This is a genomic window from Micromonospora sp. NPDC047620 (assembly GCF_043205005.1).
Taxonomy (GTDB): Bacteria; Actinomycetota; Actinomycetes; order Mycobacteriales; family Micromonosporaceae; genus Micromonospora.
The window spans coordinates 353,061-373,846 of sequence record NZ_JBIDDG010000001.1; the positions used below are offsets into that span (position 1 = coordinate 353,061).

Here is a 20,786-nt window from a genome sequence, read left to right on the forward strand (position 1 = left end):
ACCCGACGGTGAGTGGTGTGTGGTGGAGGAGGGCCTGCCCGGGGGACTGGCGGGTGGATCGCCGGGAGGTCAGATGCCCAAGCGTGTGTCGTACGACGACTACCTGCTGGCGGTGGCGCTCACTCTGGCCCGTCGGCACCGCCCGGTCTGGTCCTGGCGGCGGTGGCGTCGGATCTGCCGGTGTGGGTCGGAGTTGCCCTGCCGGGCCCGCCACCGCACGCCGATATGTCGAGGTCACTGGCCGGGGGAGGAGCAGCAGTGACGGAGGATCAGGTCGGGCGGATCCTGTCGGTGCATCTGCCCGGCGTTGACGGTCTGTGTGCCGGCTGCCGGTGGTGGTGGGCGCGGCTGGCGCCGTACCCCTGCTATCAGGCGGAATGGGCCGCCCGCTGGCGTGCCCGCGTCGCCACCCGGCTGTTCCTGAACGGCTTGTCGTGACCACCCACGGCCCGGTCCTTCCGTTGTGGATCTGCGGCGGCTGCGACGCGCCCTGGCCGTGTCAGACCCGGCGCAGGGAACTGCACGCCGAGTTCGAGGGCGCGCCGGTGTCGCTCGCCCTCTACATGGGGTCCTACCTGGTCTGGGCGGCCGAGGACCTGACCTGGGTGCCCGCCGGGCTGCTGCACCGGCGCTTCCTCGGGTGGGTGCGGTGAGCGTGATCCGGCGGGGCGACGAGCGCTTCCACTACAGCGACGGCTCCCACAAGTGGATCCCGCCCGACCCGGACTACGACCAGGAGGTCTGGGACGAGATGGTGCGGCAGCATCAGCGCCAGCACCTGGCGGAGATCTCGCGGCGCAGGGAGCCGCGTCACCAGAAGCGGACAACGTGAGGCGTCGCCGCCGGGCATTTCCGACCGCACCGGGCAGCAGGTAGGTGTCGAGTTGGGGCAACAACCTTCGATGGCTTCCTCGCCGGCTGACGCTGGCTATCCTTCCGAACATGGCGGAGGAGCGGCGCACCCTGGCCGGGGGCCGGTATGTCTTGCAGGCCAAGCCGATCGGCAGCGGGGGCATGGGGGTGGTCTGGCGAGCTGTAGACACCCTGCTGGACCGCGACGTGGCAGTGAAGGAGTTACGACTGCCCGAGGGCCTGAGCGAATCCGAACATGAGGCGCTCCGAGAGCGCGCGATAACCGAGGCACGGGCGGCCGGGCGGTTGAACCACCCCGGCATCGTGACCATTCACGATGTTCTGATCGAGGATGGCCACCCGTGGATCGTGATGGGCGTGGTCGAGGGGTCGTCTCTCTACTCCGTGGTGCGCGAGGACGGACCGCTGAGTCCGCGGCGGACCGCGGAGATCGGCGAGGAACTGCTTGCGGCACTGCGGGTCGCTCACGCTGCCGGCATCCTGCATCGCGACGTAAAGCCGCAGAACGTCCTGTTGGGCCGGGACGGGCGCGCCGTACTCACGGACTTCGGGATCGCCGCGGTCATCGGCGCCACCCGGGGTCTCACCGGGACTGGCTCGGTCATGGGCACGCTGGGCTATGTGGCGCCCGAGCGGCTGACCGGGCAGGGTGCCGATCCGGCATCCGATCTGTGGTCGCTCGGTGCGACGCTGTACTTCGCCGTCGAAGGTCGGCCCGCGTACGATTCGGACGATCCGGCAGAACTGGTCGCTGCCGTGTTGAGCCGCGACCCCGGGCCGGCTGAACGTGCTGGTCTGCTGAGTCCGACGCTGCTCGGCCTGATGGCGCGTCGCCCGGACGAACGGCTGTCTGCCGATGTGGCCGCGGAGCGTCTGCGGGAGGTCGCCGTCGGCGTCACGGCCGGCGACCGCCCGACGGTTCGCGTCACCATGCCAGGCAATGAGCAGGCCGCAGGGGCGACCAAGAAGCTGACCGAGCCGCTGCTGTCCGAGGGGAACGGCCCGCGTGCCCGGCGTGTCGCGCCCACGCGCATTGCCGCGATCATCTTCGCCATGGCCCTGACGGCCGGCGCACTGGCGACCGGCTACGCGCTCGCGCCGGACGGGACGCCGAATCGGGAGACCGGCCGGGGTGGGGACCAACAGTCCGGCAGCCCGTCGGCCACCACGCCCGCAGCCTCGTCCGCATCGCCGTCGGCGAGACGGTTCACGACTCCACCGAGCGTGTGCCTGTATCTGGCCGACCACCCCGAGGTCATTGCGCCGTTGATTCCCAAGGCCAAGCTCTGGTCCGCACACCAGGCCACGAACAGCTGCAAATGGGAGCCCGGCCAGGATCCCGACGACGGGGAACTCACCCAGCTCGACGTGGAGGCCCCCCTACTCCCCGCCAACCTGGGTGGCTGTCCTACCGAGGGCGAGCGGCTTCCCGGCATCGGCGAGGAGGCGTACATCTCCGAAGAGGGGGACCTCGACGAGCACGGCTGGCACGACCGCGACGTGCGTGTCTACTTTCGCGTCAACAACCTCGCGGTGTGCCTGAAGTACCGCCAAGCGTCCCGGACGTCGATGCCGCCCTCCGCCAAGGCTGCGGTGATCGAATTCACGCGGGCCCTGGACCAGTGGGTCAAGCGGGAGCCGGTGACCTAGTTGGCGATCATCGGGACATGACGATTGCCGAGACCTACGCCGAGTTCGGCACCCGGGAGGCGCGGCGTGTCGCCGACGTACGAGCGCCTCTCCCTCGCGGTCTCGCGTGACGACGACCTGCCCGCACTGGCCGCGCAGGCGCCGCCCGGCGCGACGCTGGTGGTGTTCCACACCTCCGTGCTCTACCAGGCGCCGGCTCCGCGCCGGGCGGCGTTCGCCGAGGTGGTACGCGGACTGCCCGGCCACTGGATCGCGAACGAGACGCCGGACGTGCTGCCCCACGACGCGCTGCCGCAGCCGCCGGGCGAGGCGCTGCGCAACGTGCTGTCCCTCGACGGTGTGCCCCACACCTGGACCCGCTCGCACGGCCAGGCGATGACCTGGTGGGGTGGGGTCGGGGCTGCCTCCGCCGACGAGGCAGCCCTCGCTCCCGTCCGTCAGTACTGCTTCTGCTGGCAGGGCACGCAGAAGCGGGCGTGCGGCAGCACCTCCAGGCGTTCCCGGGGGATCGGCGCCTCGCACTTCTCGCAGATTCCGTAGCGACCGTCGGCGATGCGCCGCAGCGCCCCGGTGATCTGGTCGAGGCTCTGCCGGGTCGCGGCGATCATTGCGCTCTGGGTGTGCGCCTCGCCCGGGTCGCCGGTGTCGGCCGTCAACTGCGTGAGTCGGACGGTCTGCGCCTCGAAGTCGGTCGTCAGTGTCGCCCGCAGCTCATCGAGCCACTGCTGGTCCGGCTGGGTGTGCGTGGTCATGGCGTAGCTCCCTCTAGAAAAAAGAAAAGGGCCGAAGCTTGAGAAGCTTCGCCCTGGTGGCCGTTCGCACAGTTGCAAGCGGTTCACGGAGGGCTACGTCCGGCGGGGACGGGGCTCGGCAGTCCGGAGGCCACCGAGCCGGCAGGCGACGGCGCGACCGCGGATCGCACCACCCGGGTCTCGACGGTCACCGACAGGGCACGCCGACGGGCAGCAGCGGACGCCGCCGTCACCACGACGGCGGTGCTCCTCTGCTGACCGAACGAACACATGGAGCCACCATAGGCCGGGCGGAACGGAAAACCAACGTGCTTCCGTCCGCCCGGAAACCGGCCTCACCCGACCGGGCGGCTCGTCAATCGTGGACGTGCTGGTGGCGGAGCAGGACGACCCCGTCGCCGTCGGAGCCGGCCGCCGTCCGGCTTTTTCGGAGACCTGCGCCACGACCGGTCAGGTCGCCGGCATGTCCCGCATCCGCCGCAGCGGGGAGCACACGACGAAGAGTGCCGCGCTCCATGTGCCCAGCACGCAGATCCACAGCGCCGGCCGCAGCCCGAGCTGGCTGGCGAGCGTGCCGCCGGCGAGCGCGCCGAGCGGGATCACGCCGAGGCAGACCCACAGGAACGCCGCGTTCACCCGGCCCAGCAGGGCCGGCGGGGTGATCCGCTGCCGGTACGTCACGGTGGCGACGTTGTAGAGCACCGCGTTGGCGGAGAACGCGGCCAGGCCGACGCCGTAGAGCAGCACGCCCCAGCCCGGCTGCGCCAGGGGCATGAGCAGGTAGAGCGGGCCGGGGGCGGCCGCCCGCAGACCGGCGCCACCGGCTATCCAACCCGGAGGGTACGTTCTTGCGGGCCGCCTGCCAGGGCGGCGGACGGGAGGTCCCGGCGTGTCCATCGCCCTGTTCACCCTCGGCGGCACGATCGCGATGGGCGGGGTGGACCCCGGCCGGGCCGGGGGGGTCACCCGGCTGACCGGCGCCGACCTCACCGCCGCCGTGCCGGGCCTCGACGAGCTGGGCCTGCCGCTGGAGGTCCGCGACACCCACGCGGTGCCGAGCGCGCACCTGACGTACCGCCAACTGCTCGACGTGGTCGACGCCGCCTCGCGGGCGGTGACCGACGGGGCGACCGGCGTGGTGGTCACCCAGGGCACGGACACGCTGGAGGAGTCGGCGTTCCTGGCCGACCTGGTCTGGCCGCACGCCGCGCCGCTGGTCTTCACCGGCGCGATGCGCAACCCGACCCTGGCCGGCCCGGACGGCCCGGCGAACCTGCTCGCCGCGGCCCGGGTGGCGGCTGCCCCCGCCGCCCGCGACCTGGGCGTGCTGGTCGCGTTCGCCGACGAGATCCACGCCGCCCGCTGGGTACGCAAGACGCACAGCACCAGCACCGGCACGTTCGCCTCGCCGAACGCCGGCCCGGTCGGGCACGTGATCGAGGGGCGGGTACGCGTGCTGGCCCGCCCGCCGCGGCGGGAGCCGCTGCCGCCGGTCGACCCGGCGCGGCTCGACGCCACCCGGGTCGCGCTGCACACCGTGACGCTCGACGACGACGGCGGGCTGCTCGACCGGGTCGCCGACACCCACCACGGGCTCGTCGTCGCCGCCTTCGGGGTCGGGCACGTCCCGGCCGTCCTGGCCCCGGTGCTCGGCGCGCTGGCCGAGCGGATCCCGGTGGTACTCACCTCCCGCACCGGCGCCGGCTCGGTGCTGCGGCACACCTACGGGGCGGTCGGGTCCGAGACGGACCTGCGCCGCCGGGGCCTGCTGGACGGTGGGCTGCTCGACCCGTACAAGGCGAAGGTGCTGCTGCGGCTGCTGCTCGCGGCCGGCGCGGGCCGCGAGGAGATCGCCGCCGCCCTGGCCCGGCACGGCTGACCGCTCTCTAGACTGCGCCGGTGACCGGAGAGCGACGACCGCTGGCGGACCGGCCGCTGACCGAGCCACACCCGTCCCGGCTGTCGCCGGAGCATCCGGACCGGGAGCGGATCCTGGCCGCACACGCCGCCGCCCTGGCCGCCGGTGAGGCCGGCTACCTCGACCCCGCCACCGGCCTGTTCGTGCTGAGCGCGGGGTTCCTGGCCCGGCGTGGCACCTGCTGCGGTCGCGGCTGTCGGCACTGCCCGTACGTCGACGACTGACGGCGAACGGCTGATCGAGGGCTACCGCGAGGGCGGGGCAGGCCGTACGGTGTCCGGCGGACACGTCGGGGTGGACAGTGGAGGAGTGATGGTGCGCGGGCGGATCGTGGGCGCCGGGGTGGCCGTACTGCTGGCGACGGGCTGCGGTGCGGAGGCTGCCGAACCGGTGGCGGTGCCGCCTCCCGCGCCGATCGCGGTCGACGTGGCGGCCGCCTCGTCGGGCGGGGCGTGCCGGCTGCTCGACTTCGGCGTGATCGAGCAGCACGCGGGGGTCCGCTTCGACATCGCCGCCGCCAGCGAGACCGGCGACAGCCACACCTGCGTGGTTCGCGCCGAGCAGGCCACCCTGCCGGAGTTGACGCTGATCGTCACCGAGGCCTCGATCGACGCGGCCACCTTCACCACGGACATGGTGCCGGAGAAGGCGGCCAAGGTCACCGGGCTGGGCCAGAAGGCGTACCGGCGGACCGTTTCGGCCAAGGGCGCCTTCGGCCCGGTCGCGGAGGTGGGCTGGCTGGCCACCGAGGGCCGCCTCGCCACCCTCCGCTACACCACCCCACCCGACACGGCCAAGGCCGACGCCGACAAGCTCACCGACGCCCTGATCGCCCTGGCCAAGCAGCTCGACACCCGAGCCATCTGACCCGCGCCGCCGCTTCCCCCCCACTCCGCGATCTTGCACTTTCGGCCCCCGATCTGCCCCTTGCGTCGGATATACCCGGGCACAAAGTGCAAGATCGCCGAGCCGAGCCGAGCCGAGCCGGGGAGCGCGGGGGCGGGAGGCGGGAGGGGTCAGTGGGCGGCGACGAAGACGCGGGAGGCGATCTCGCGGGGGAGGCGGACGCGGTCGCCCGAGCGGTCGATCGACACCCCGTCGCGCTCCTGCGCCACCATCACCGTCGCGCCCGGGTCGACGCCGGCCGCGTGCAACTGCCGCAGCACGTCCGCGTCGGTCTGCACGCTCTCGCAGATCCGCCGGACCACGACCGGCCCGGAGAGGCCGGGGAACGCCAGGTTGCGCTCACCGTCGACGGCGTCGGTGGTCTCCGGCCCCGGGGTGCCCAGCTCCTCCAGCCCCGGGATCGGGTTGCCGTAGGGCGAGCGGGTCGGCCGGTTGAGCAGGTCGTAGACCCGCTTCTCGACGGCGTCGCTCATCACGTGCTCCCACCGGCAGGCCTCCTCGTGGGCCTCCTCGTAGGGCATCCCGATCACGTTGACCAGCAGCAGTTCGGCGAGCCGGTGCTTGCGCATCACCGACACGGCCGTGCTGCGACCGTGCGGGGTGAGCGCCAGGTGCCGGTCGCCCTCCACGGTGAGCAGGCCGTCGCGCTCCATCCGGGCGACGGTCTGACTGACGGTGGGCCCGCTCTGCCCCAGCCGCTCGGCGATCCGGGCACGCAGGGGCGGCACGCCCTCCTCCTCCAGTTCGAGGATGGTCTTGAGGTACATCTCAGTCGTGTCGACCAGATCCGTTTTAGACACCTTCATCCCTCCCTGCCGGAGGTAACTTCAGGCTCGGTCGTGCCGACCAGATCATGCCTCACGTCAGCGGCCCTCCGGCCCACGATGGTACCTCGACGCAGGCCGAACGACCCTTGACGAACCGCGAGGCACGGGCCCGGATGGTGTTGACTTGACCTCATGTCCGGAACCGAGGAGCTGCTGGTCGAGGCCGACCGGCTCGCGACCGAGCTCGACCACGCCGACCCGCCCACCCTGCTCGACGTCCGCTGGCGCCTGACGGGCCCGCCCGGCCGGGACGACTACGCCGCCGGTCACCTGCCCGGCGCGGTCTTCGTCGACCTCGACACCGCGCTCTGCGGCCCGCCCGGCCCGGCCGGCCGCCACCCGCTGCCCGACCCGGCCGCGCTCCAGGCCGCGCTGCGGGCCGCCGGCGTCCGCGCCGGCCACCCCGTGGTGGTGTACGACGGCGGCGACGGCATGGCCGCCGCCCGCGCCTGGTGGACCCTGCGCTGGGCGGGCCACCGGCCGGTACGGCTGCTGCACGGCGGCTTCCCGGCGTGGCGGGCCGCCGGACTGCCCACCAGCACGGCGGAGCCGACCCCGGCGCCGGGCGACGTCGAGGTGCGCCCCGGCGCGCTGCCGGTGCTCGACGCGGGGGAGGCCGCCCGGCTGGCCGCCGCCGACGAGGGCGTCCTGCTGGACGTGCGCGCCGCACCCCGCTACCGGGGCGAGACCGAGCCGATCGACCCGGTCGCCGGGCACGTCCCGGGCGCGGTGAACCTGCCCGCCGGTGAGTACGTCGCCGAGGGCCGGTTCCCGGCCGCCGACGCGCTGCACGCGCGGTTCGCCGCCGCCGGGGTGGCCGGGGGCGCCCCCGTCGGGGCGTACTGCGGGTCGGGGGTGACCGCCGCGCAGGCCGTACTCGCCCTGCACCTGGCGGGTCGGCCCGACGCGGCGCTCTACGTCGGTTCGTGGAGCAACTGGGTCGCCGACCCGTCCCGACCGGTCGCCACCGGGGAGGGCTGAGGGCACGCCCGCCCCGGCGACGCCGGCCGGCGGAGCGGCACGTGCGCCGGGCGACACGAGGGCGCGTGAGCAGGCCGAGACCGGGGCAAGTACCCAGCGCCTGCGCTCGGGGCGTGCGGGCGCGCGTGCGACGATGAGGCCATGTCCGAGGACACGGTGGTGGTGTGGGACGAGTCCCTGCTCGCCTACGACATGGGGGATCACCCCCTCGACCCGGTCCGGGTGGAGCTGACCGTCGCGCTGGCCCGCGAGCTCGGCGTGCTGGAGCGTCCCGGGGTGCGGCTGGTCAAGCCCGAGCCGGCCGACGACGCGCTGCTGACCCGGGTGCACGACCCGCGCTACCTCGACGCGGTGCGGGTCGCCCCGCGCGACCCGCTCTTCGCCGGCTTCGGGCTGGGCACCTCGGACAACCCGGTCTTCGCGGGAATGCACGAGTCGAGCGCGCTGGTCGCCGGGGCGAGTGTGGCCGCGGCCGAAGCGGTCTGGCGGGGCGAGGCCCGGCGGGCGGTCAACGTGGCGGGCGGGCTGCACCACGCGATGCCCGCCCGGGCCGCCGGCTTCTGCGTCTACAACGACCCGGCGGTGGCCATCGCCCGCCTGCTCGACCTGGGCGCCGAGCGGGTCGCGTACGTGGACGTGGACGTGCACCACGGCGACGGGGTGCAGCAGATCTTCTGGAACGATCCCCGGGTGCTGACGGTCAGCCTGCACGAGACGCCGCTGGCGCTCTTCCCGGGCACCGGCTTCCCCGACGAGACCGGCGGGCCGGGCGCCGTGGGCAGCGCCGTCAACGTTCCGCTGCCGCCCGGCGTGGACGACACTGGCTGGCAGCGCGCCTTCCACGCGGTCGTGCCGTCGGTGCTGCGCGCGTTCCGGCCGCAGGTGCTGGTGACCCAGTGCGGGGCCGACGGGCACCGGCTCGACCCGCTCGCCGACCTGCACCTCTCCGTCGACGGTCAGCGCGCCACCTACCTGGCCCTGCGGGCGCTCGCCGACGAGCTGTGCGAGGGCCGCTGGGTGGCCACCGGCGGCGGCGGGTACGCGCTGGTCGAGGTGGTGCCGCGGGCCTGGACGCACCTGCTCGCCGTGGCCACGGGCGAGCCGATCGCGCCGGCCACGCTGACCCCGCCGGCCTGGCGGGAGCTGGCCGCCGCGCGCCGGCCGGGCCGGGAGATCCCGCTGCGGATGACCGACGACGTCGACCCGTCGTACGAGCCGTGGCAGCCGACCGGCGAGCCGAACGCGGTGGACCGGGCGATCGCGGCGGCCCGCAAGACGGCCTTCCCGCTGTTCGGGCTCGACCCGCACGACCCGCGCGACTGAGCCGGCCGAGGAGGGCCGAACAGGTGACCACGGTGGAACAACCGGTGGACGTGCTGCTCAGCGACGGCACCACCGTCCAGTTGCGACCGATCCGCCCGTCGGACGGGCCGGGGATCGTGGCGATGCACTCGCGCTTCTCCGAGCGCACCCGCTACCTGCGGTACTTCTCGCCGTACCCGCGCATCCCCGAGCGGGACCTGCGCCGCTTCGTCAACGTCGACCACCGCGACCGGGAGGCGTTCGTGGTGCTGGTCGGCGACCGGATCGTCGCCGTCGGCCGCTACGAGCGGCTCGGCCCCGACGCGCCCGAGGCCGAGGTGGCGTTCGTGGTCGAGGACGCCTACCAGGGCCGGGGCATCGGCTCGGTGCTGCTGGAGCACCTGGCCGACGCGGCCCGCCGGACCGGCATCGCGAACTTCGTGGCCGAGGTGCTTCCGGCCAACGGCGCGATGCTGCGGGTCTTCTCCGACTTCGGCTACCAGCTCCAGCGCCAGTTCGCCGACGGCGTGGTGCACCTGACCTTCCCGATCGCGCCCACCGACGCCACGCTCGAGGTGCAGCGCGGCCGCGAGCACCGCACCGAGGCCCGCTCCGTCGCGCGGCTGCTCGCCCCGCGCGGCGTCGCCGTCTACGGAGCCAGCGCCACCGGGCAGGGCGTCGGCGCGGCGGTGCTCGGGCACCTGCGCGACGGCGGCTACACCGGCTCGGTGGTGCCGGTGCACCCGAGCGCGGCGACGGTCGCCGGGCTGCCCGCGTACCCGTCGGCGGCCGACGCGGGTGTGCCGGTCGACCTGGCCGTGGTGGCGGTGCCGCCGGAGACGGCGCGGGAGGCGGTCGACGACGCCGCCGCCGCGGGCGCGCACGCCCTGGTGGTGATCTCCGCGGGCTTCGCCGAGGCCGGCCCGGACGGCGCGGCCGCGCAGCGCGCGCTGGTCCGCGCGGCGCACGCGGCGGGCATGCGCGTCGTCGGCCCGAACTGCCTGGGGGTGGCCAACACCGACCCGACCGTACGCCTCAACGCCACCCTCGCCCCGCGGCTGCCGGTGCCCGGCCGGGTGGGCATCTTCAGCCAGTCCGGCGCGTTCGGGGTGGCGCTGCTGGCCGAGGCGGACCGGCGTGGGCTGGGCCTGTCCAGCTTCGTCTCGGCCGGCAACCGGGCCGACGTCTCCGGCAACGACCTGCTCCAGTACTGGCAGGACGACCCCGGCACCGACGTGATCATGTTGTACCTGGAGACCTTCGGCAACCCGCGCAAGTTCGCCCGGCTGGCCCGCCGGATCGGCCGGGACAAGCCGGTCGTGGCCCTCGCCTCGCCGGCCCGCCCGCCGGGGGTGGGCGACTCCGCGGGGCCGGACGAGGTCGCCGTCGGCGCGCTGTTCGCGCACTCCGGGGTGATCCGGGTGGACACCGTCGCCGAGCTGCTCGACGTCGGGGTGCTGCTGGCCAACCAGCCGCTGCCCGCCGGGCCGCGGGTCGGGGTGGTCGGCAACTCCTCGGCGCTGACCGGGCTCGCGGCCACCGCCTGCGCCGCGCAGGGGCTCACCGTCGCCCGCGGCTACCCCCGCGACGTCGGGCCCGGCGCCGGCGCGGCCGAGTTCGCCGCCGCGCTCGCCGACACCGCCGCCGACGAGGGCGTGGACGCGCTGGTGGTGGTCTTCGCCCCGCCGCTGCCCGGCCAGCTCACCGACACCGAGGCGGACTTCACCGCCGCCCTGCCGGCCGCGCTCGCCGCCGGCAAGCCGACCGTGGCGACGTTCCTGGTCGGCCGGGCGCCGGCCGGGGTGCCCGCGTACCCGAGCGTGGAGGAGGCCGTCCGCGCCCTCGCCCGGGTCGCCACGTACGCCGACTGGCTGCGCCGCCCGGCCGGCCTGCTGCCGGAGCTGCCCCGGGTCGACCGGGCGGCGGCGCACGCGGCCCTGCGACCCGAGGCCCTCGACCCGGTGGGGCTGCTCGCCGCGTACGGGATCGACGTGGTCGAGTCGGCGCCGGTGCGTTCCGCCGGGGAGGCCGTCGACGCGGCGACCCGGCTCGGGTTCCCGGTGGCCCTCAAGGCCGCCGCCCCGGGCCTGCGGCACCGGCTCGACCTCGGCGCGGTCCGGCTCGACCTGCCCGACGCCGCCACGGTCCACCGCGCGTACGCGGAGATGTCGGCGGTCTTCGGCGCGGACGTCCTGGTGCAGCCGATGGTGCCGCCCGGCGTGGCCTGCGTGGTCGAGCTGGTCGAGGACCCGGCGTTCGGCCCGGTGGTCGGCTTCGGGCTGGGCGGCGTCGCCACCGAGCTGCTCGGCGACCGGGCCTGGCGCGCGGTGCCGCTGACCGACCTGGACGCGGCCGAGCTGGTCGACGAGCCACGGGCGGCGCCGCTGCTGCGCGGGCACCGGGGCGCGGCGCCGGTGGACCGGGCGGCCCTGGCCGACCTGCTGCTGCGTGTCGGCCGGCTCGCCGACGAGCAGCCCCGGGTGCGCGCGCTCACCCTCAACCCGGTGCTCGCCCGCCCCGACGGCATCTCGGTGCTGCACGCCACCGTACGCATCGGCTCCGCCGTCGCCCGCCCCGACACCGGCCCCCGCCGCCTGTAAGGAAGGGCACCTTCCTAACGCCTGCGGTAGAGGAAGGGGCCCTTCCTAACCAGCGGGAGGCCGAGCACTCAGGCCCGGGAGGAGATCTGCTGCACCGCCCAGGCGTTGCCGTCCGGGTCGGTGAAGAAGACGAAGCCGACGTTGTCCAGCGGGTCCGGCACGGGGCGGGGGTTCTCGCCCACCACCTGGATCTCGCTCACCGCCACGCCGCGCTCGACCAGCTGGGCCCGGGCCCGGCGCAGGTCGGGCACGACCAGTTGGAGGCCCTTCAGCGAGCCCGGCGGCATGTCCGGCAGCACCCCGGTGCCGATGACGATCGAGCAGCCCGAGCCGGGCGGGGTGAGCTGCACGATCCGGGTGTCGGCGCTGACCACCGTGTCGTGGTCCACGACGAAGCCGAGCTGGTCGGCGTAGAACGCCTTGGCCCGGTCCACGTCGGAGACCGGTACGACCACCACTTCCAGAGTCCAGTTCACACCTTTTTCGTAGCCCGACCGGCGGGCCGCGTCAAGGACCGTGGCCCGGACGCAGGCGAGGCCCCGGCGAACCGCCGGGGCCTCGCATGGCTCAGGAAACGTCAGCAGGCGTACGCCTCCAGGCGCTGCGCCCGCTCCGGGTCGCGCAGCTTCAGCAGGGTCACCTTCTCGATCTGCCGGATCCGCTCCCGGGACAGGCCGAACTCCCGGCCGACCTCGTCGAGCGTGCGCTGCCGGCCGTCGTCGAGACCGAACCGCAGCCGGATCACCGCCTGCTCCCGCTGGGAGAGGGTGGCCAGCACGATGCTCACCTCGTTGCGCAACTCGCCCTGCGCGGCGACGTCGCCCGGCTCGGCGCTCGGGTCCACCGCGGCCACGAAGTCACCGAGCGCGCTCTCGCCGTCCTCGCCGACCGCCTGGTCCAGGCTCACCGGCTCCCGGTCGTACGAGATCAGCTCGATCACCTGGAACTCCGGGATGTCCATGGCCCGGGCGACCTCGGCGACGGTGGGCTCGCGGCCCAGCGAGACGGACAGCTCGCGGCGGGCCCGGACCATGCGGTTGACCTGCTCGACCATGTGCACCGGGATGCGGATGGTGCGGGCCTGGTCGGCCATCGCGCGGGTGATCGCCTGCCGGATCCACCAGGTGGCGTAGGTGGAGAACTTGTAGCCCTTGGCGTAGTCGAACTTCTCGACCGCGCGGATCAGGCCGAGGTTGCCCTCCTGGATGAGGTCGAGGAACGCCATGCCGCGACCGGTGTAGCGCTTGGCGATGCTGACCACCAGGCGGAGGTTCGCCTCCAGCAGGTGGTCCTTCGCCGCCCGGCCCTGCGCGACGATCAGCTCCAGGTCGGCCCGCAGCTCGCCGGAGACCGGGGTGCAGGTCGCCAGCTTCTCCTCGGCGAACAGCCCGGCCTCGATCCGCTTGGCCAGGTCGACCTCCTGCGCGGCGGTCAGCAGCTTCGTCCGCCCGATTCCGTTCAGGTATGCCCGGACCAGGTCCGTGGAGACGCCGCGCTCGTCCGTGGCGTCGAGGTCGGTCAGGGTGTCGGTGGCGTGGTCGGCCTCGGTGGTGCCGGCCGGGCGCATCCGGTGCTCCATCATCTGCAGGGCCATCTCGTCTTCTCCCCGTGTCCACGTCTGTGCCGCTCGTTCCGGCCCAGTGGTGCCGGTGTGACACACAGCTTGGCGGGCGGGGCGTGAAACGGGAGTGAGGCGATCGGGGACCCGACACGAATCCGGTCAGGCTCCTGCGTACCGTGCGCGTGTCGTCGCCGAGCGTTCCTTGTCGCGTGCGGTTACCGTGCCAGCGGTCGGCCAGTGGGGCCGGCGCCGCCGGCGACGTCGGCGCACCGGAACAGGTTTTGGAGGGTGTCGTGGTCTTCAAGCGGCTCATGCAGGCGATGGGCGTGGGTGGCCCGTCGGTGGAAACGGTCCTGGCGAACCCGAACTGCCGCCCCGGCGGCCAGTTGGAGGGCGTCGTCCACGTGGCCGGCGGCGAGCACCCCGTCGACATCTCCTACGTGTCCCTGGGCCTGGTCACCCGGGTCGAGGTGGAGAGCGGCGACAACGACTACGAGACCACGCAGGAGTTCCACCGGCAGGCGGCGACCGGCGCGTTCCGGCTGGAGCCCGGCCAGCGCCACGACATCCCGTTCCGCTTCGCCGTGCCGTGGGAGACGCCGCTCACCGAGCTGTACGGGCAGCACCTGCACGGGATGACGATGGGGCTGCGTACGGAGCTGGAGGTGGCCCGCGCGGTCGACAAGGGCGACCTGGACGCGGTGGCGGTGCACCCGCTGCCGTCCCAGCAGCGGATCCTGGAGGCGTTCCTGCGGCTGGGCTTCCGGTTCGCCAGGGCCGACGTGGAGCGCGGCCACATCTACGGCGTGCGGCAGAGCCTGCCCTTCTACCAGGAGATCGAGTTCCGCCCCGCCCCGCAGTACGCCGGCGCGATCAACCAGCTCGAGGTCACCTTCGTCACCGACCCGCAGCAGATCCAGGTGGTGCTGGAGCTCGACAAGCGCGGCGGCCTCTTCACCGAGGGCCGGGACGCCTTCGGCCGCTTCACCATCGACCACGCCACCGCCGAGCGCACCGACTGGACGGCCCAGCTCGACGCCTGGATCCGCCAGTCGCTCCAGCGCCGCGGCCTCTTCTCCTGACCCGCCCACCCCGCGCCCGCAGGCGCGAGTTGATCATGAAGTTATTGTCATTCGCCGCGGCGTGTCATGGCAATAACTTCATGATCAACCGGGTGGGATCCGGGGTTTGGGTGGGAGGTGGGAGGTGGGAGGGGTGGGAGGTGGGAGGGCGGGTGGCTAGAGGTCGAGGAGGACCGTACGCGGTCCGACGTTGACGCTCTCGACCAGCATGTGGGCGCGGAATCGGCCGGTCTCGACCTTCGCGCCCCGGGCGCGCAGTGCCTCCACGACCGCCGTCACCAGCGGCTCCGCCACCTCGGCCGGGGCCGCCGCCGTCCAGCTCGGACGGCGCCCCTTGCGGGCGTCGCCGTAGAGGGTGAACTGGCTGACCACCAGGATCGGCGCGCCGGTGTCGGCGGCGGACCGCTCGTCGTCGAGGATGCGCAGCTCGTGCACCTTGCGGGCCATCGTGCGGGCGGTCTCGACGGTGTCGGTGTGGGTCACCCCGAGCAGCACCAGCAGCCCGTCGTCGATCGCGCCGACCACCTCGCCGTCGACCGTCACGCCCGCCCGGCCGACGGTCTGCACCACGGCCCGCATCAGCCGGTCACCGGCTCGATGAAGCCGCGCTCGACGAGGTGCGCCACGATCGGGCCGGCGGCCTCGGCCAGCTCCTCGGGGGCGACGTCGTGCGCGGCCGCGAGCAGGGCGAGCTGGTCGCGCAGCGGCAGCCGCCCGTCGGCCCCGCCCACCAGGGCGAGCACCAGGGGGTCGATCTCCTCCGTCCAGCGCAGCCCGTGCGGCATGGCCAGCACCTGCCGGTCCACCGCCCAGCCCTCGTCGCCCATCGTGGCCTCCTGCCGGAGCTGGAGGCCGTCAGCCGCCCGGTAGCGCGCGGCGAGCAGCCCGTCGGCGTCGTGGGCGCGCAGCCAGTCCTGGCGGTCGAACCAGGCGCCGATCCGGTCGCCCAGCGGCGCCTCCACCCGCTGCCGCAGGTCCTCCACCCGGATCACCGGGTCGTCGTGGCCGGAGCGGCGCAGCGAGACGATGCCGAAGCCGACCGCCTCCACCTTGTGCGCGTCGAACCAGTCCAGCCAGTCCGCCATCCGCTGCGGGTCGGCGGCCTCGCCGACGTCGGTGAGCCACAGGTTGACGTACGCCATCGGGTCCGCCACCTCGCGCTGGACGACCCAGGCGTCCAGCCCGGTGCCGGCGAACCAGCCGGTCACCCGCTCGGCCCAGTCCTCGCCCGCGACGTGCACCCAGTTGGCCAGGTACTGCATGGTGCCGCCCTCGGTGAGCAGACCGGGCGCGGCGGCGGCCAGTTCCGCGCCGATCGCGTCGCCGACCCGGCCGGAGTCGCGGTAGACGTGCGTGGTGGTGCCCGGCCCGACCACGAACGGCGGGTTGCTCACCACCAGGTCGAAGCGGCGCCCGGCGACGGGGGCGACCAGGTCGCCGCGGAGCAGCTCCCAGTCCTGGCCGTTGAGCGCGGCGGTGGTGGCGGCGAAGCGCAGCGCCCGCTCGGAGACGTCGGTGGCGGTCACCCGCCGGGCGTGGGTGGCCAGGTGCAGCGCCTGCACGCCGGAGCCGGTGCCCAGGTCCAGCGCGGTCTCCACCGGCCGGCGGACGGTCGCGCCGATCAGCGTCTGGGTCGCCCCGCCGATGCCGAGGACGTGGTGGGCGTGCAGCGGGCGGCCCGGGCGGGCGCTGGCGGGCACGTCGGCCAGCACCCACCAGTCGTCCCCGTACGGCTCCAGGTCCAGGCCCATCCGCAGCCCGTCGCCGTGCCGCTCGACCAGGCCCCCGGCGAGCGCCTCGTCCAGCGACAACGGCGTGAGCGCGGCGGCCACGGCGGCCTCCGGCTCGGTCTGCTCGCAGACGAACACCCGGATCAGCGTGCCGAGCGGGTCGCGGTCCTCGGTGGCGCGCAGCGCGGCCCGGAAGTCGTTGCGGGCCACGCCGCCGGTGGCCTGCGGGCCGAGCCGGGTGGCGATGCCGTTCGAGGTGAACCCGGCCCTGGTCAGCGCGGTCCGCAGCGCCTCGACGCCGGCGGGGGAGAGCAACATGTCGTGTCCGTCCACGCCGTCATCCTGCCTGGCGCCGCGTGCCGGCGTTCGACCACCCGGGAGATCGGCGCCACCGTCGCCAGCGCGCGCCGGTCGGCGGCCCGTGCCACCAGCCAGGTGTACGCCAGCAGCACGAGCACGTCGACCAGCACCAGCTGCCACGGCGCGTCGGCCATCGTCTCGTCCACGGCCAGCCCGCCGAACGCCGCGGCCAGACCGAACGCGCTCACGTTGTTGACCACGTGCAACGCGACGGCCGCCTCCAGGCCGCCGGTGCGCACCGTGAGCCAACCGCAGAGCAGACCCATCACGACCAGGTCGGCGAAGCCCCAGACGGTGCCCCAGCCGTGCGCCGCGGCGAAGAGCACCGCCTGCACCACCGTCCCCGGCCAGGGCGAGCGCAGCCACGTCCCGAAGGCCTGGAGCAGCCAGCCGCGGAACAGGTACTCCTCGGCGGCGGCCTGGAACGGGACCAGCGCGACGACCATCAGCAGGCCGGCGACGAAAGCGGGCCAGCCGACCCAGGTGTCGAGCGGGCCGAGGAGGACCATCTCGTCCCCGGTGGCCCGCAGGAGCAAGTGGGTGCCGAGCAGCATGACCGTGATCGCCGGGGCGGCCGTCAGCAAACAGGTGCCCAGCCAGCGCCACCGGACCCGGCCGAGCACGGAGGAGAGGCCCCCGGCCGGCCGGCGTTCCACCCAGCGGGTGACGGCCATCGTCAGCGGCAGGGCCACCGCCACCGACAGCACCAGCAGGGCGGTGTCCACGACGGGGCCGAAGACGGGCAGCCCGTCGGCGTCCGTCGGCGTACCGGTGATCTCGGCCACGACGGCGGCGACGCCGAAGAGCGCGCAGCCGACGAGCAGCGCGCCGCCGAGCAGGGCGAGGACGCCGACGAGCGACCGCCACCATCGCTGCCGGCCGGTCCGGGCCAGCCGGTGGTACGGGGTGCCCGGGGGAGTACTACTGATCATGGGAGCAAGCCTGCCGCCGCCGGCGGGCCGGCGGGTCGACGTGCGGACCGAATTCGGCACCACCCTGGGGTATAGGCCACCTCGTGCCCGCGGGCGACGTGACCGGTCGGTGGGCCTCCGTAGGGTTGCCCTCATCATGACTCTCCTGCGGACCTGGTTGCTGCCGTCGGCGCTGGTCGGCGCCCAGCTCCTGTTCTGGCCCGGCCTGCCGCTCCTGCGGGGCGACGTACCGGACATCACGGTGACCTCGGCGGGTCTGGTCGCCGCCGTGGTCACCCTCGTGGCGCTGGGCTGGCGGCAGCGTCGGCCGCTCCCGGCGCTGGCCGTGGTCCTGGCCGCGCAGACCCTCGGCCGGCTGGGCGCCTCTCCCGACGACCTGCTGGTGCTCAGCCTCGCCGAGCTGGTCGCCATCTGGTCCGTGGCCGTCCGGGCGCCCGGCCGGGTGGTGCGGGTGGCGCTGGCCGCCAGCGCCCTGTGGGTGGCGTCGGTCAACCTGCCCCGCTTCGACACCGCCGCGGCCTACCTGGGGGAGGTCGTCGTCGCCGTGCTCGGCTACCTGCTGGCCGCGGGTCTCGGGCGCAGCCGCCGGCACTGGATGACCGGGCGGGCGGCGGTGGCCGGCCGGCTCGTCGCCGTCGAGGCGGAGGCCCGTCAGGCGGCGGAGACCGAACGCCATCGGCTCGCCCGGGAGTTGCACGACGTCAGCGCCCACCACCTCACCTCCATCGTGGTGACGGTGGGAGCGGCCGAGCGCCTCGCGGCCCGGCGTCCGGAGCTGGCCGCGGAGGCGGTGGAGTTCGCGGCGCGTACGGGGCGGGAGACCCTGGTCGCGCTGCGCCGCCTGGTCGCGGTGATGAGCGACGACACCGAGGCGCTCCGGCCGCTGCGGCGGCGGCTCGACGACCTGGTCGCGGGCTTCCACCGGCTCGGCCAGCCGGTGCGCCTGGACCGGGCCGGTCCGGAACCGCCGGCCGCCCTGGCCGAGGTCGTCCACGCCGTCGTCCGGGAGTCCCTGACCAACGTGGTGCGGCACGCCGCCGGAGCCGACGTCTCGGTCCGGGTCGCGGTCGACGCCGGGACCGTCACGGTCACGGTCGCCGACACCGGCGTACCGGGGCCGACGGCCGCCTTCACGCTGGGCGCCGGGCGGGGGATCAGCGGCCTGCGGGAGCGCGTCGCCGCCCTGGGCGGCACCCTGCGAGCCGGCCCGGACGGCGACGGCTGGCGGGTCGAGGCACGGCTGCCCGTCGGGGCGGATCCCGGCAGCCTGCCGGTCGGGGCGGATCCCGGCAGCCTGCCGTCGCCGGTCCGGCCGGAGAACGGTCGGTCCCTGGTGACCGCCGCGCTGGTCGGCAACGCGCTGGTGCTTCCGGTGGCCGCGGCCCTCGTCTCGGTGGAGACCGACGCCGACCTGGCGGGGCTGCGCGACCCGACCGTACTGCTCCAGCTCCTGCTGCTCTCCGTGGCGCACGCCGCGCCGCTGGCGTGGCGGTGCCGCCGACCGTGGGCCGCGTTCGCAGGCGTCGCCGGGACCGCGCTGCTCTGGCCGGTCACCGCGCTGCTGGTCGGGCTGCCCCGAGGCGCGGAGTTCGTGCTGCTGACCGCCGGCTTCGCCGACCTGGCCGCCGTCTGGGCCGTGGCCGCGTACGCCCGACGGGCCGGCCCGACGTGGCTGGCCGCGCCGGTGGCGGCCACGGTGCTCGCCGTGGGCCTGGTCGGTACGGCGGCGGCGGACGGCTCGGTCGCCGGGGAGCCCGTGCACGTTCCCGTCACCGTCTTCATGACCGTGTTCGTCGCCGGGCTGCTGCTGGCGCCGATGCTGCTGACCTGGGGCGGCGGCGCGCTGGTCCGACGCGGGCGGCGGCGGGTGCTCAGCCGGGAGGGCGACGCGCTGGCCGCGGCGACCGCCCGGGCCGTGGCGGCGGCTCGCGCCGAGCGGGAGCGGGTCGGCGCCGGACTCCGTTCGGCGGTGCTGGACCGGGCCGGCCGCCTGGTGGTCGTCGCCGACCAGGGCCGGCTCGCCGAGATCCTGGTCGAGGCACGGGCCACGTTGGCCGCGATGCGCGGCCTGCTGGACGACCTGCGCGCCGACGAGCGGCCGACGCCGCACGGCCCGCAACCGACCCTCGCCGACGTGGGCGGGCTCTGCGCGTCGCGGCAGGCGCACGGCCGCGACGTCCTGCTGGACGCGCCGGCGACCGTGCCGGCCCTGCCGACCGACGTGGACGTGTCGGCGTACCGGCTGGTGGAGGCCGCGTTGGACGCGGGCGTCGGGCCGGCCCGGGTGGTGCTGCGGCTGGCCGGCGGTGAGCTGCGGGTGTCGGTCACGGGCCTGCCCGCCGCGGCGGACCCGCGGGTCGTCGCCGGGCTGCGGGCCCGGGTCGACGCGCTCGGCGGCCGGCTCGCGCTGCGCCGCGGCGAGCTGCGGGCGCGGCTGCCGCTGCCGCCGGTCCCCGTGGCCACCGCCCGACCCGGGCAGCGGGGGGAACGGGTGCCGGAGGGGGCACGATGATCAGGGTGCTGGTGGTGGACGACCAGCCGGTGGTCCGGGCCGGGTTCGCGGCGATCGTCGACGCCGAACCGGACCTGACGGTGGTCGGGGAGGCCGCCGACGGCGCCGACGCACTCGACCAGGCCGCCCGGAGCCGACCGGACGTGGTGTTGATGGACATCCGGATGCCGGGGATGGACGGCCTCACCGCCACCGCCCGGCTGACCGCCGACCCGGACGGCCCCCGGGTGCTGGTGCTGACCACCTTCGACCTGGACGCCCACGTGTTCGAGGCGCTGCGGGTGGGCGCCTCGGGCTTCCTGCTCAAGGACGCCCAACCCGTCGACCTGCTGCACGCGATCCGGGTGGTGGCCGCCGGCGACGGGCTGCTCGCACCCACCGTCACCCGCCGGCTGATCGACGCCTTCGCCACCGGGGCACTCACGCCGCCGGCGGAGCCCGCCGAGCTGGCCGCGCTCACCGCACGGGAGCGCGAGGTCTTCGTCCGGCTGGCGGCCGGGCTGACCAACGCGGAGATCGGCGCGCAGTTGGGCGTCGCGACCGGCACGGTGAAGGCGCACGTCAACACCCTGCTGGGCAAGCTGGGTGCGCGGGACCGGGTGCAGGCGACGATCCGTGCCTACGACCTCGGGCTCGTCCGGCCCGGCACCCGGCGGTCATCCGCGTAGGGGTGCCGGCCGGGCACACCCCCGGAATCGGGCGGCGGCGCCCTGCCCGGTGCCGGTGGCTGCCGGCCGGGAAGGCGCGGACGGATCGGCGCGGCCCCTCCGCCCGACCTCCGCCATTGGGCAGGATGGTCC

22 protein-coding genes and 1 pseudogene are annotated in these 20,786 nt (G+C 74.8%); 15 read left to right on the top strand and 8 right to left on the bottom strand.

The window, feature by feature from the left end; all coding sequences use genetic code 11:
- The first annotated feature begins 73 nt into the window (after positions 1-73).
- The 6 genes and pseudogenes from ACGF5C_RS01545 to ACGF5C_RS01570 form a co-directional block, all read left to right on the top strand.
- On the top strand, positions 74-262 hold the full coding sequence (locus ACGF5C_RS01545) for a hypothetical protein (RefSeq protein WP_393295699.1): 189 nt from the start codon (positions 74-76) through the stop codon (positions 260-262).
- The gene (locus ACGF5C_RS01550) at positions 259-438 is read left to right on the top strand and encodes a hypothetical protein (protein WP_393295701.1); all 180 of its coding nucleotides are present in this window, start codon (positions 259-261) and stop codon (positions 436-438) included. The genes ACGF5C_RS01545 and ACGF5C_RS01550 overlap by 4 nt, the downstream gene beginning before the upstream one ends.
- Entirely contained in the window at positions 435-653 is a 219-nt protein-coding gene (locus ACGF5C_RS01555; protein ID WP_393295703.1) for a hypothetical protein, read from the top strand. Before ACGF5C_RS01550 ends, ACGF5C_RS01555 begins: the two co-directional genes overlap by 4 nt.
- A complete protein-coding gene (locus ACGF5C_RS01560; protein WP_393295705.1) occupies positions 650-832 on the top strand; it encodes a hypothetical protein in 183 nt (60 codons plus the stop codon). The genes ACGF5C_RS01555 and ACGF5C_RS01560 overlap by 4 nt, the downstream gene beginning before the upstream one ends.
- 110 nt (positions 833-942) lie before the next feature.
- Entirely contained in the window at positions 943-2,523 is a 1,581-nt protein-coding gene (locus tag ACGF5C_RS01565) for a serine/threonine-protein kinase (protein ID WP_393295706.1), read from the top strand.
- Between the two features lie 111 nt (positions 2,524-2,634).
- Positions 2,635-2,913 (top strand): annotated as a pseudogene (locus ACGF5C_RS01570) (DUF2332 family protein); the annotation flags it as partial.
- 47 nt (positions 2,914-2,960) lie between these two features.
- Here the strand turns inward: ACGF5C_RS01570 and ACGF5C_RS01575 are convergent.
- Positions 2,961-3,275 (bottom strand): TraR/DksA C4-type zinc finger protein, encoded by a 315-nt coding sequence (locus ACGF5C_RS01575; protein ID WP_350710945.1) that lies wholly within the window; start codon positions 3,273-3,275, stop codon positions 2,961-2,963.
- A 450-nt stretch (positions 3,276-3,725) separates the two neighbouring features.
- Complete coding sequence (locus ACGF5C_RS01580) at positions 3,726-4,049, bottom strand: hypothetical protein (protein ID WP_393295708.1); 324 nt, start codon at positions 4,047-4,049, stop codon at positions 3,726-3,728.
- 115 nt (positions 4,050-4,164) lie between these two features.
- On the opposite strand from ACGF5C_RS01580, the gene ACGF5C_RS01585 reads away from it, so the two are divergent.
- The 3 genes from ACGF5C_RS01585 to ACGF5C_RS01595 all read left to right on the top strand — a co-directional run bounded on the left by ACGF5C_RS01585 (position 4,165) and on the right by ACGF5C_RS01595 (position 6,060).
- Positions 4,165-5,154, top strand: a complete 990-nt coding sequence (locus ACGF5C_RS01585) for an asparaginase (protein ID WP_393295710.1) — start codon at positions 4,165-4,167, stop codon at positions 5,152-5,154.
- A 20-nt stretch (positions 5,155-5,174) separates the two neighbouring features.
- On the top strand, positions 5,175-5,417 hold the full coding sequence (locus ACGF5C_RS01590; protein ID WP_393295712.1) for a DUF5522 domain-containing protein: 243 nt from the start codon (positions 5,175-5,177) through the stop codon (positions 5,415-5,417).
- Between the two features lie 88 nt (positions 5,418-5,505).
- Positions 5,506-6,060, top strand: coding sequence for a hypothetical protein (locus tag ACGF5C_RS01595; RefSeq protein WP_393295714.1), 555 nt, complete (start codon positions 5,506-5,508; stop codon positions 6,058-6,060).
- Positions 6,061-6,209: 149 nt separating this feature from the next.
- Here the strand turns inward: ACGF5C_RS01595 and ACGF5C_RS01600 are convergent, their stop codons facing one another.
- Complete coding sequence (locus tag ACGF5C_RS01600; protein WP_393295716.1) at positions 6,210-6,899, bottom strand: metal-dependent transcriptional regulator; 690 nt, start codon at positions 6,897-6,899, stop codon at positions 6,210-6,212.
- A gap of 159 nt (positions 6,900-7,058) precedes the next feature.
- Here ACGF5C_RS01600 and ACGF5C_RS01605 point away from each other — a divergent pair, with 159 nt between their 5' ends.
- The 3 genes from ACGF5C_RS01605 (at position 7,059) to ACGF5C_RS01615 (ending at position 11,809) form a co-directional block, all read left to right on the top strand.
- Positions 7,059-7,907: a sulfurtransferase gene (locus ACGF5C_RS01605; RefSeq protein ID WP_393295718.1), complete on the top strand. Its 849-nt coding sequence runs from the start codon at positions 7,059-7,061 to the stop codon at positions 7,905-7,907.
- Positions 7,908-8,048: 141 nt separating this feature from the next.
- Positions 8,049-9,230 (top strand): acetoin utilization protein AcuC, encoded by a 1,182-nt coding sequence (locus ACGF5C_RS01610; protein ID WP_393295720.1) that lies wholly within the window; start codon positions 8,049-8,051, stop codon positions 9,228-9,230.
- Between the two features lie 23 nt (positions 9,231-9,253).
- On the top strand, positions 9,254-11,809 hold the full coding sequence (locus ACGF5C_RS01615) for a GNAT family N-acetyltransferase (protein ID WP_393295722.1): 2,556 nt from the start codon (positions 9,254-9,256) through the stop codon (positions 11,807-11,809).
- Positions 11,810-11,877: 68 nt separating this feature from the next.
- Here the strand turns inward: ACGF5C_RS01615 and ACGF5C_RS01620 are convergent, their stop codons facing one another.
- Together ACGF5C_RS01620 and sigB are read right to left on the bottom strand one after the other, a co-directional pair.
- The gene (locus ACGF5C_RS01620) at positions 11,878-12,285 is read right to left on the bottom strand and encodes a VOC family protein (RefSeq protein WP_393295723.1); all 408 of its coding nucleotides are present in this window, start codon (positions 12,283-12,285) and stop codon (positions 11,878-11,880) included.
- Positions 12,286-12,386: 101 nt separating this feature from the next.
- A complete protein-coding gene (sigB, locus tag ACGF5C_RS01625; protein WP_393295725.1) occupies positions 12,387-13,403 on the bottom strand; it encodes an RNA polymerase sigma factor SigB in 1,017 nt (338 codons plus the stop codon).
- Between the two features lie 260 nt (positions 13,404-13,663).
- On the opposite strand from sigB, the gene ACGF5C_RS01630 reads away from it, so the two are divergent.
- Positions 13,664-14,452 carry a sporulation protein gene (locus tag ACGF5C_RS01630; protein ID WP_393295726.1) on the top strand — a complete coding sequence of 263 codons (789 nt, stop codon included), beginning with the start codon at positions 13,664-13,666 and terminating at the stop codon, positions 14,450-14,452.
- Between the two features lie 156 nt (positions 14,453-14,608).
- Here the strand turns inward: ACGF5C_RS01630 and dtd are convergent, their stop codons facing one another.
- From dtd to ACGF5C_RS01645, 3 genes are read right to left on the bottom strand one after another with little or no spacing between them, the layout of a single operon-like run.
- Positions 14,609-15,031: a D-aminoacyl-tRNA deacylase gene (dtd, locus tag ACGF5C_RS01635; protein WP_393295728.1), complete on the bottom strand. Its 423-nt coding sequence runs from the start codon at positions 15,029-15,031 to the stop codon at positions 14,609-14,611.
- Positions 15,031-16,515: a methyltransferase gene (locus ACGF5C_RS01640; RefSeq protein WP_393295730.1), complete on the bottom strand. Its 1,485-nt coding sequence runs from the start codon at positions 16,513-16,515 to the stop codon at positions 15,031-15,033. Before ACGF5C_RS01640 ends, dtd begins: the two co-directional genes overlap by 1 nt.
- The gene (locus tag ACGF5C_RS01645; protein WP_393295732.1) at positions 16,455-17,474 is read right to left on the bottom strand and encodes a CPBP family intramembrane glutamic endopeptidase; all 1,020 of its coding nucleotides are present in this window, start codon (positions 17,472-17,474) and stop codon (positions 16,455-16,457) included. The genes ACGF5C_RS01640 and ACGF5C_RS01645 overlap by 61 nt, the downstream gene beginning before the upstream one ends.
- 136 nt (positions 17,475-17,610) lie before the next feature.
- Here ACGF5C_RS01645 and ACGF5C_RS01650 point away from each other — a divergent pair, with 136 nt between their 5' ends.
- Both ACGF5C_RS01650 and ACGF5C_RS01655 read left to right on the top strand, forming a co-directional pair.
- Positions 17,611-19,986 carry a histidine kinase gene (locus ACGF5C_RS01650; RefSeq protein WP_393295733.1) on the top strand — a complete coding sequence of 792 codons (2,376 nt, stop codon included), beginning with the start codon at positions 17,611-17,613 and terminating at the stop codon, positions 19,984-19,986.
- Positions 19,983-20,654: a response regulator gene (locus ACGF5C_RS01655; protein ID WP_393295734.1), complete on the top strand. Its 672-nt coding sequence runs from the start codon at positions 19,983-19,985 to the stop codon at positions 20,652-20,654. Before ACGF5C_RS01650 ends, ACGF5C_RS01655 begins: the two co-directional genes overlap by 4 nt.
- The last annotated feature ends 132 nt before the right edge of the window (positions 20,655-20,786 follow it).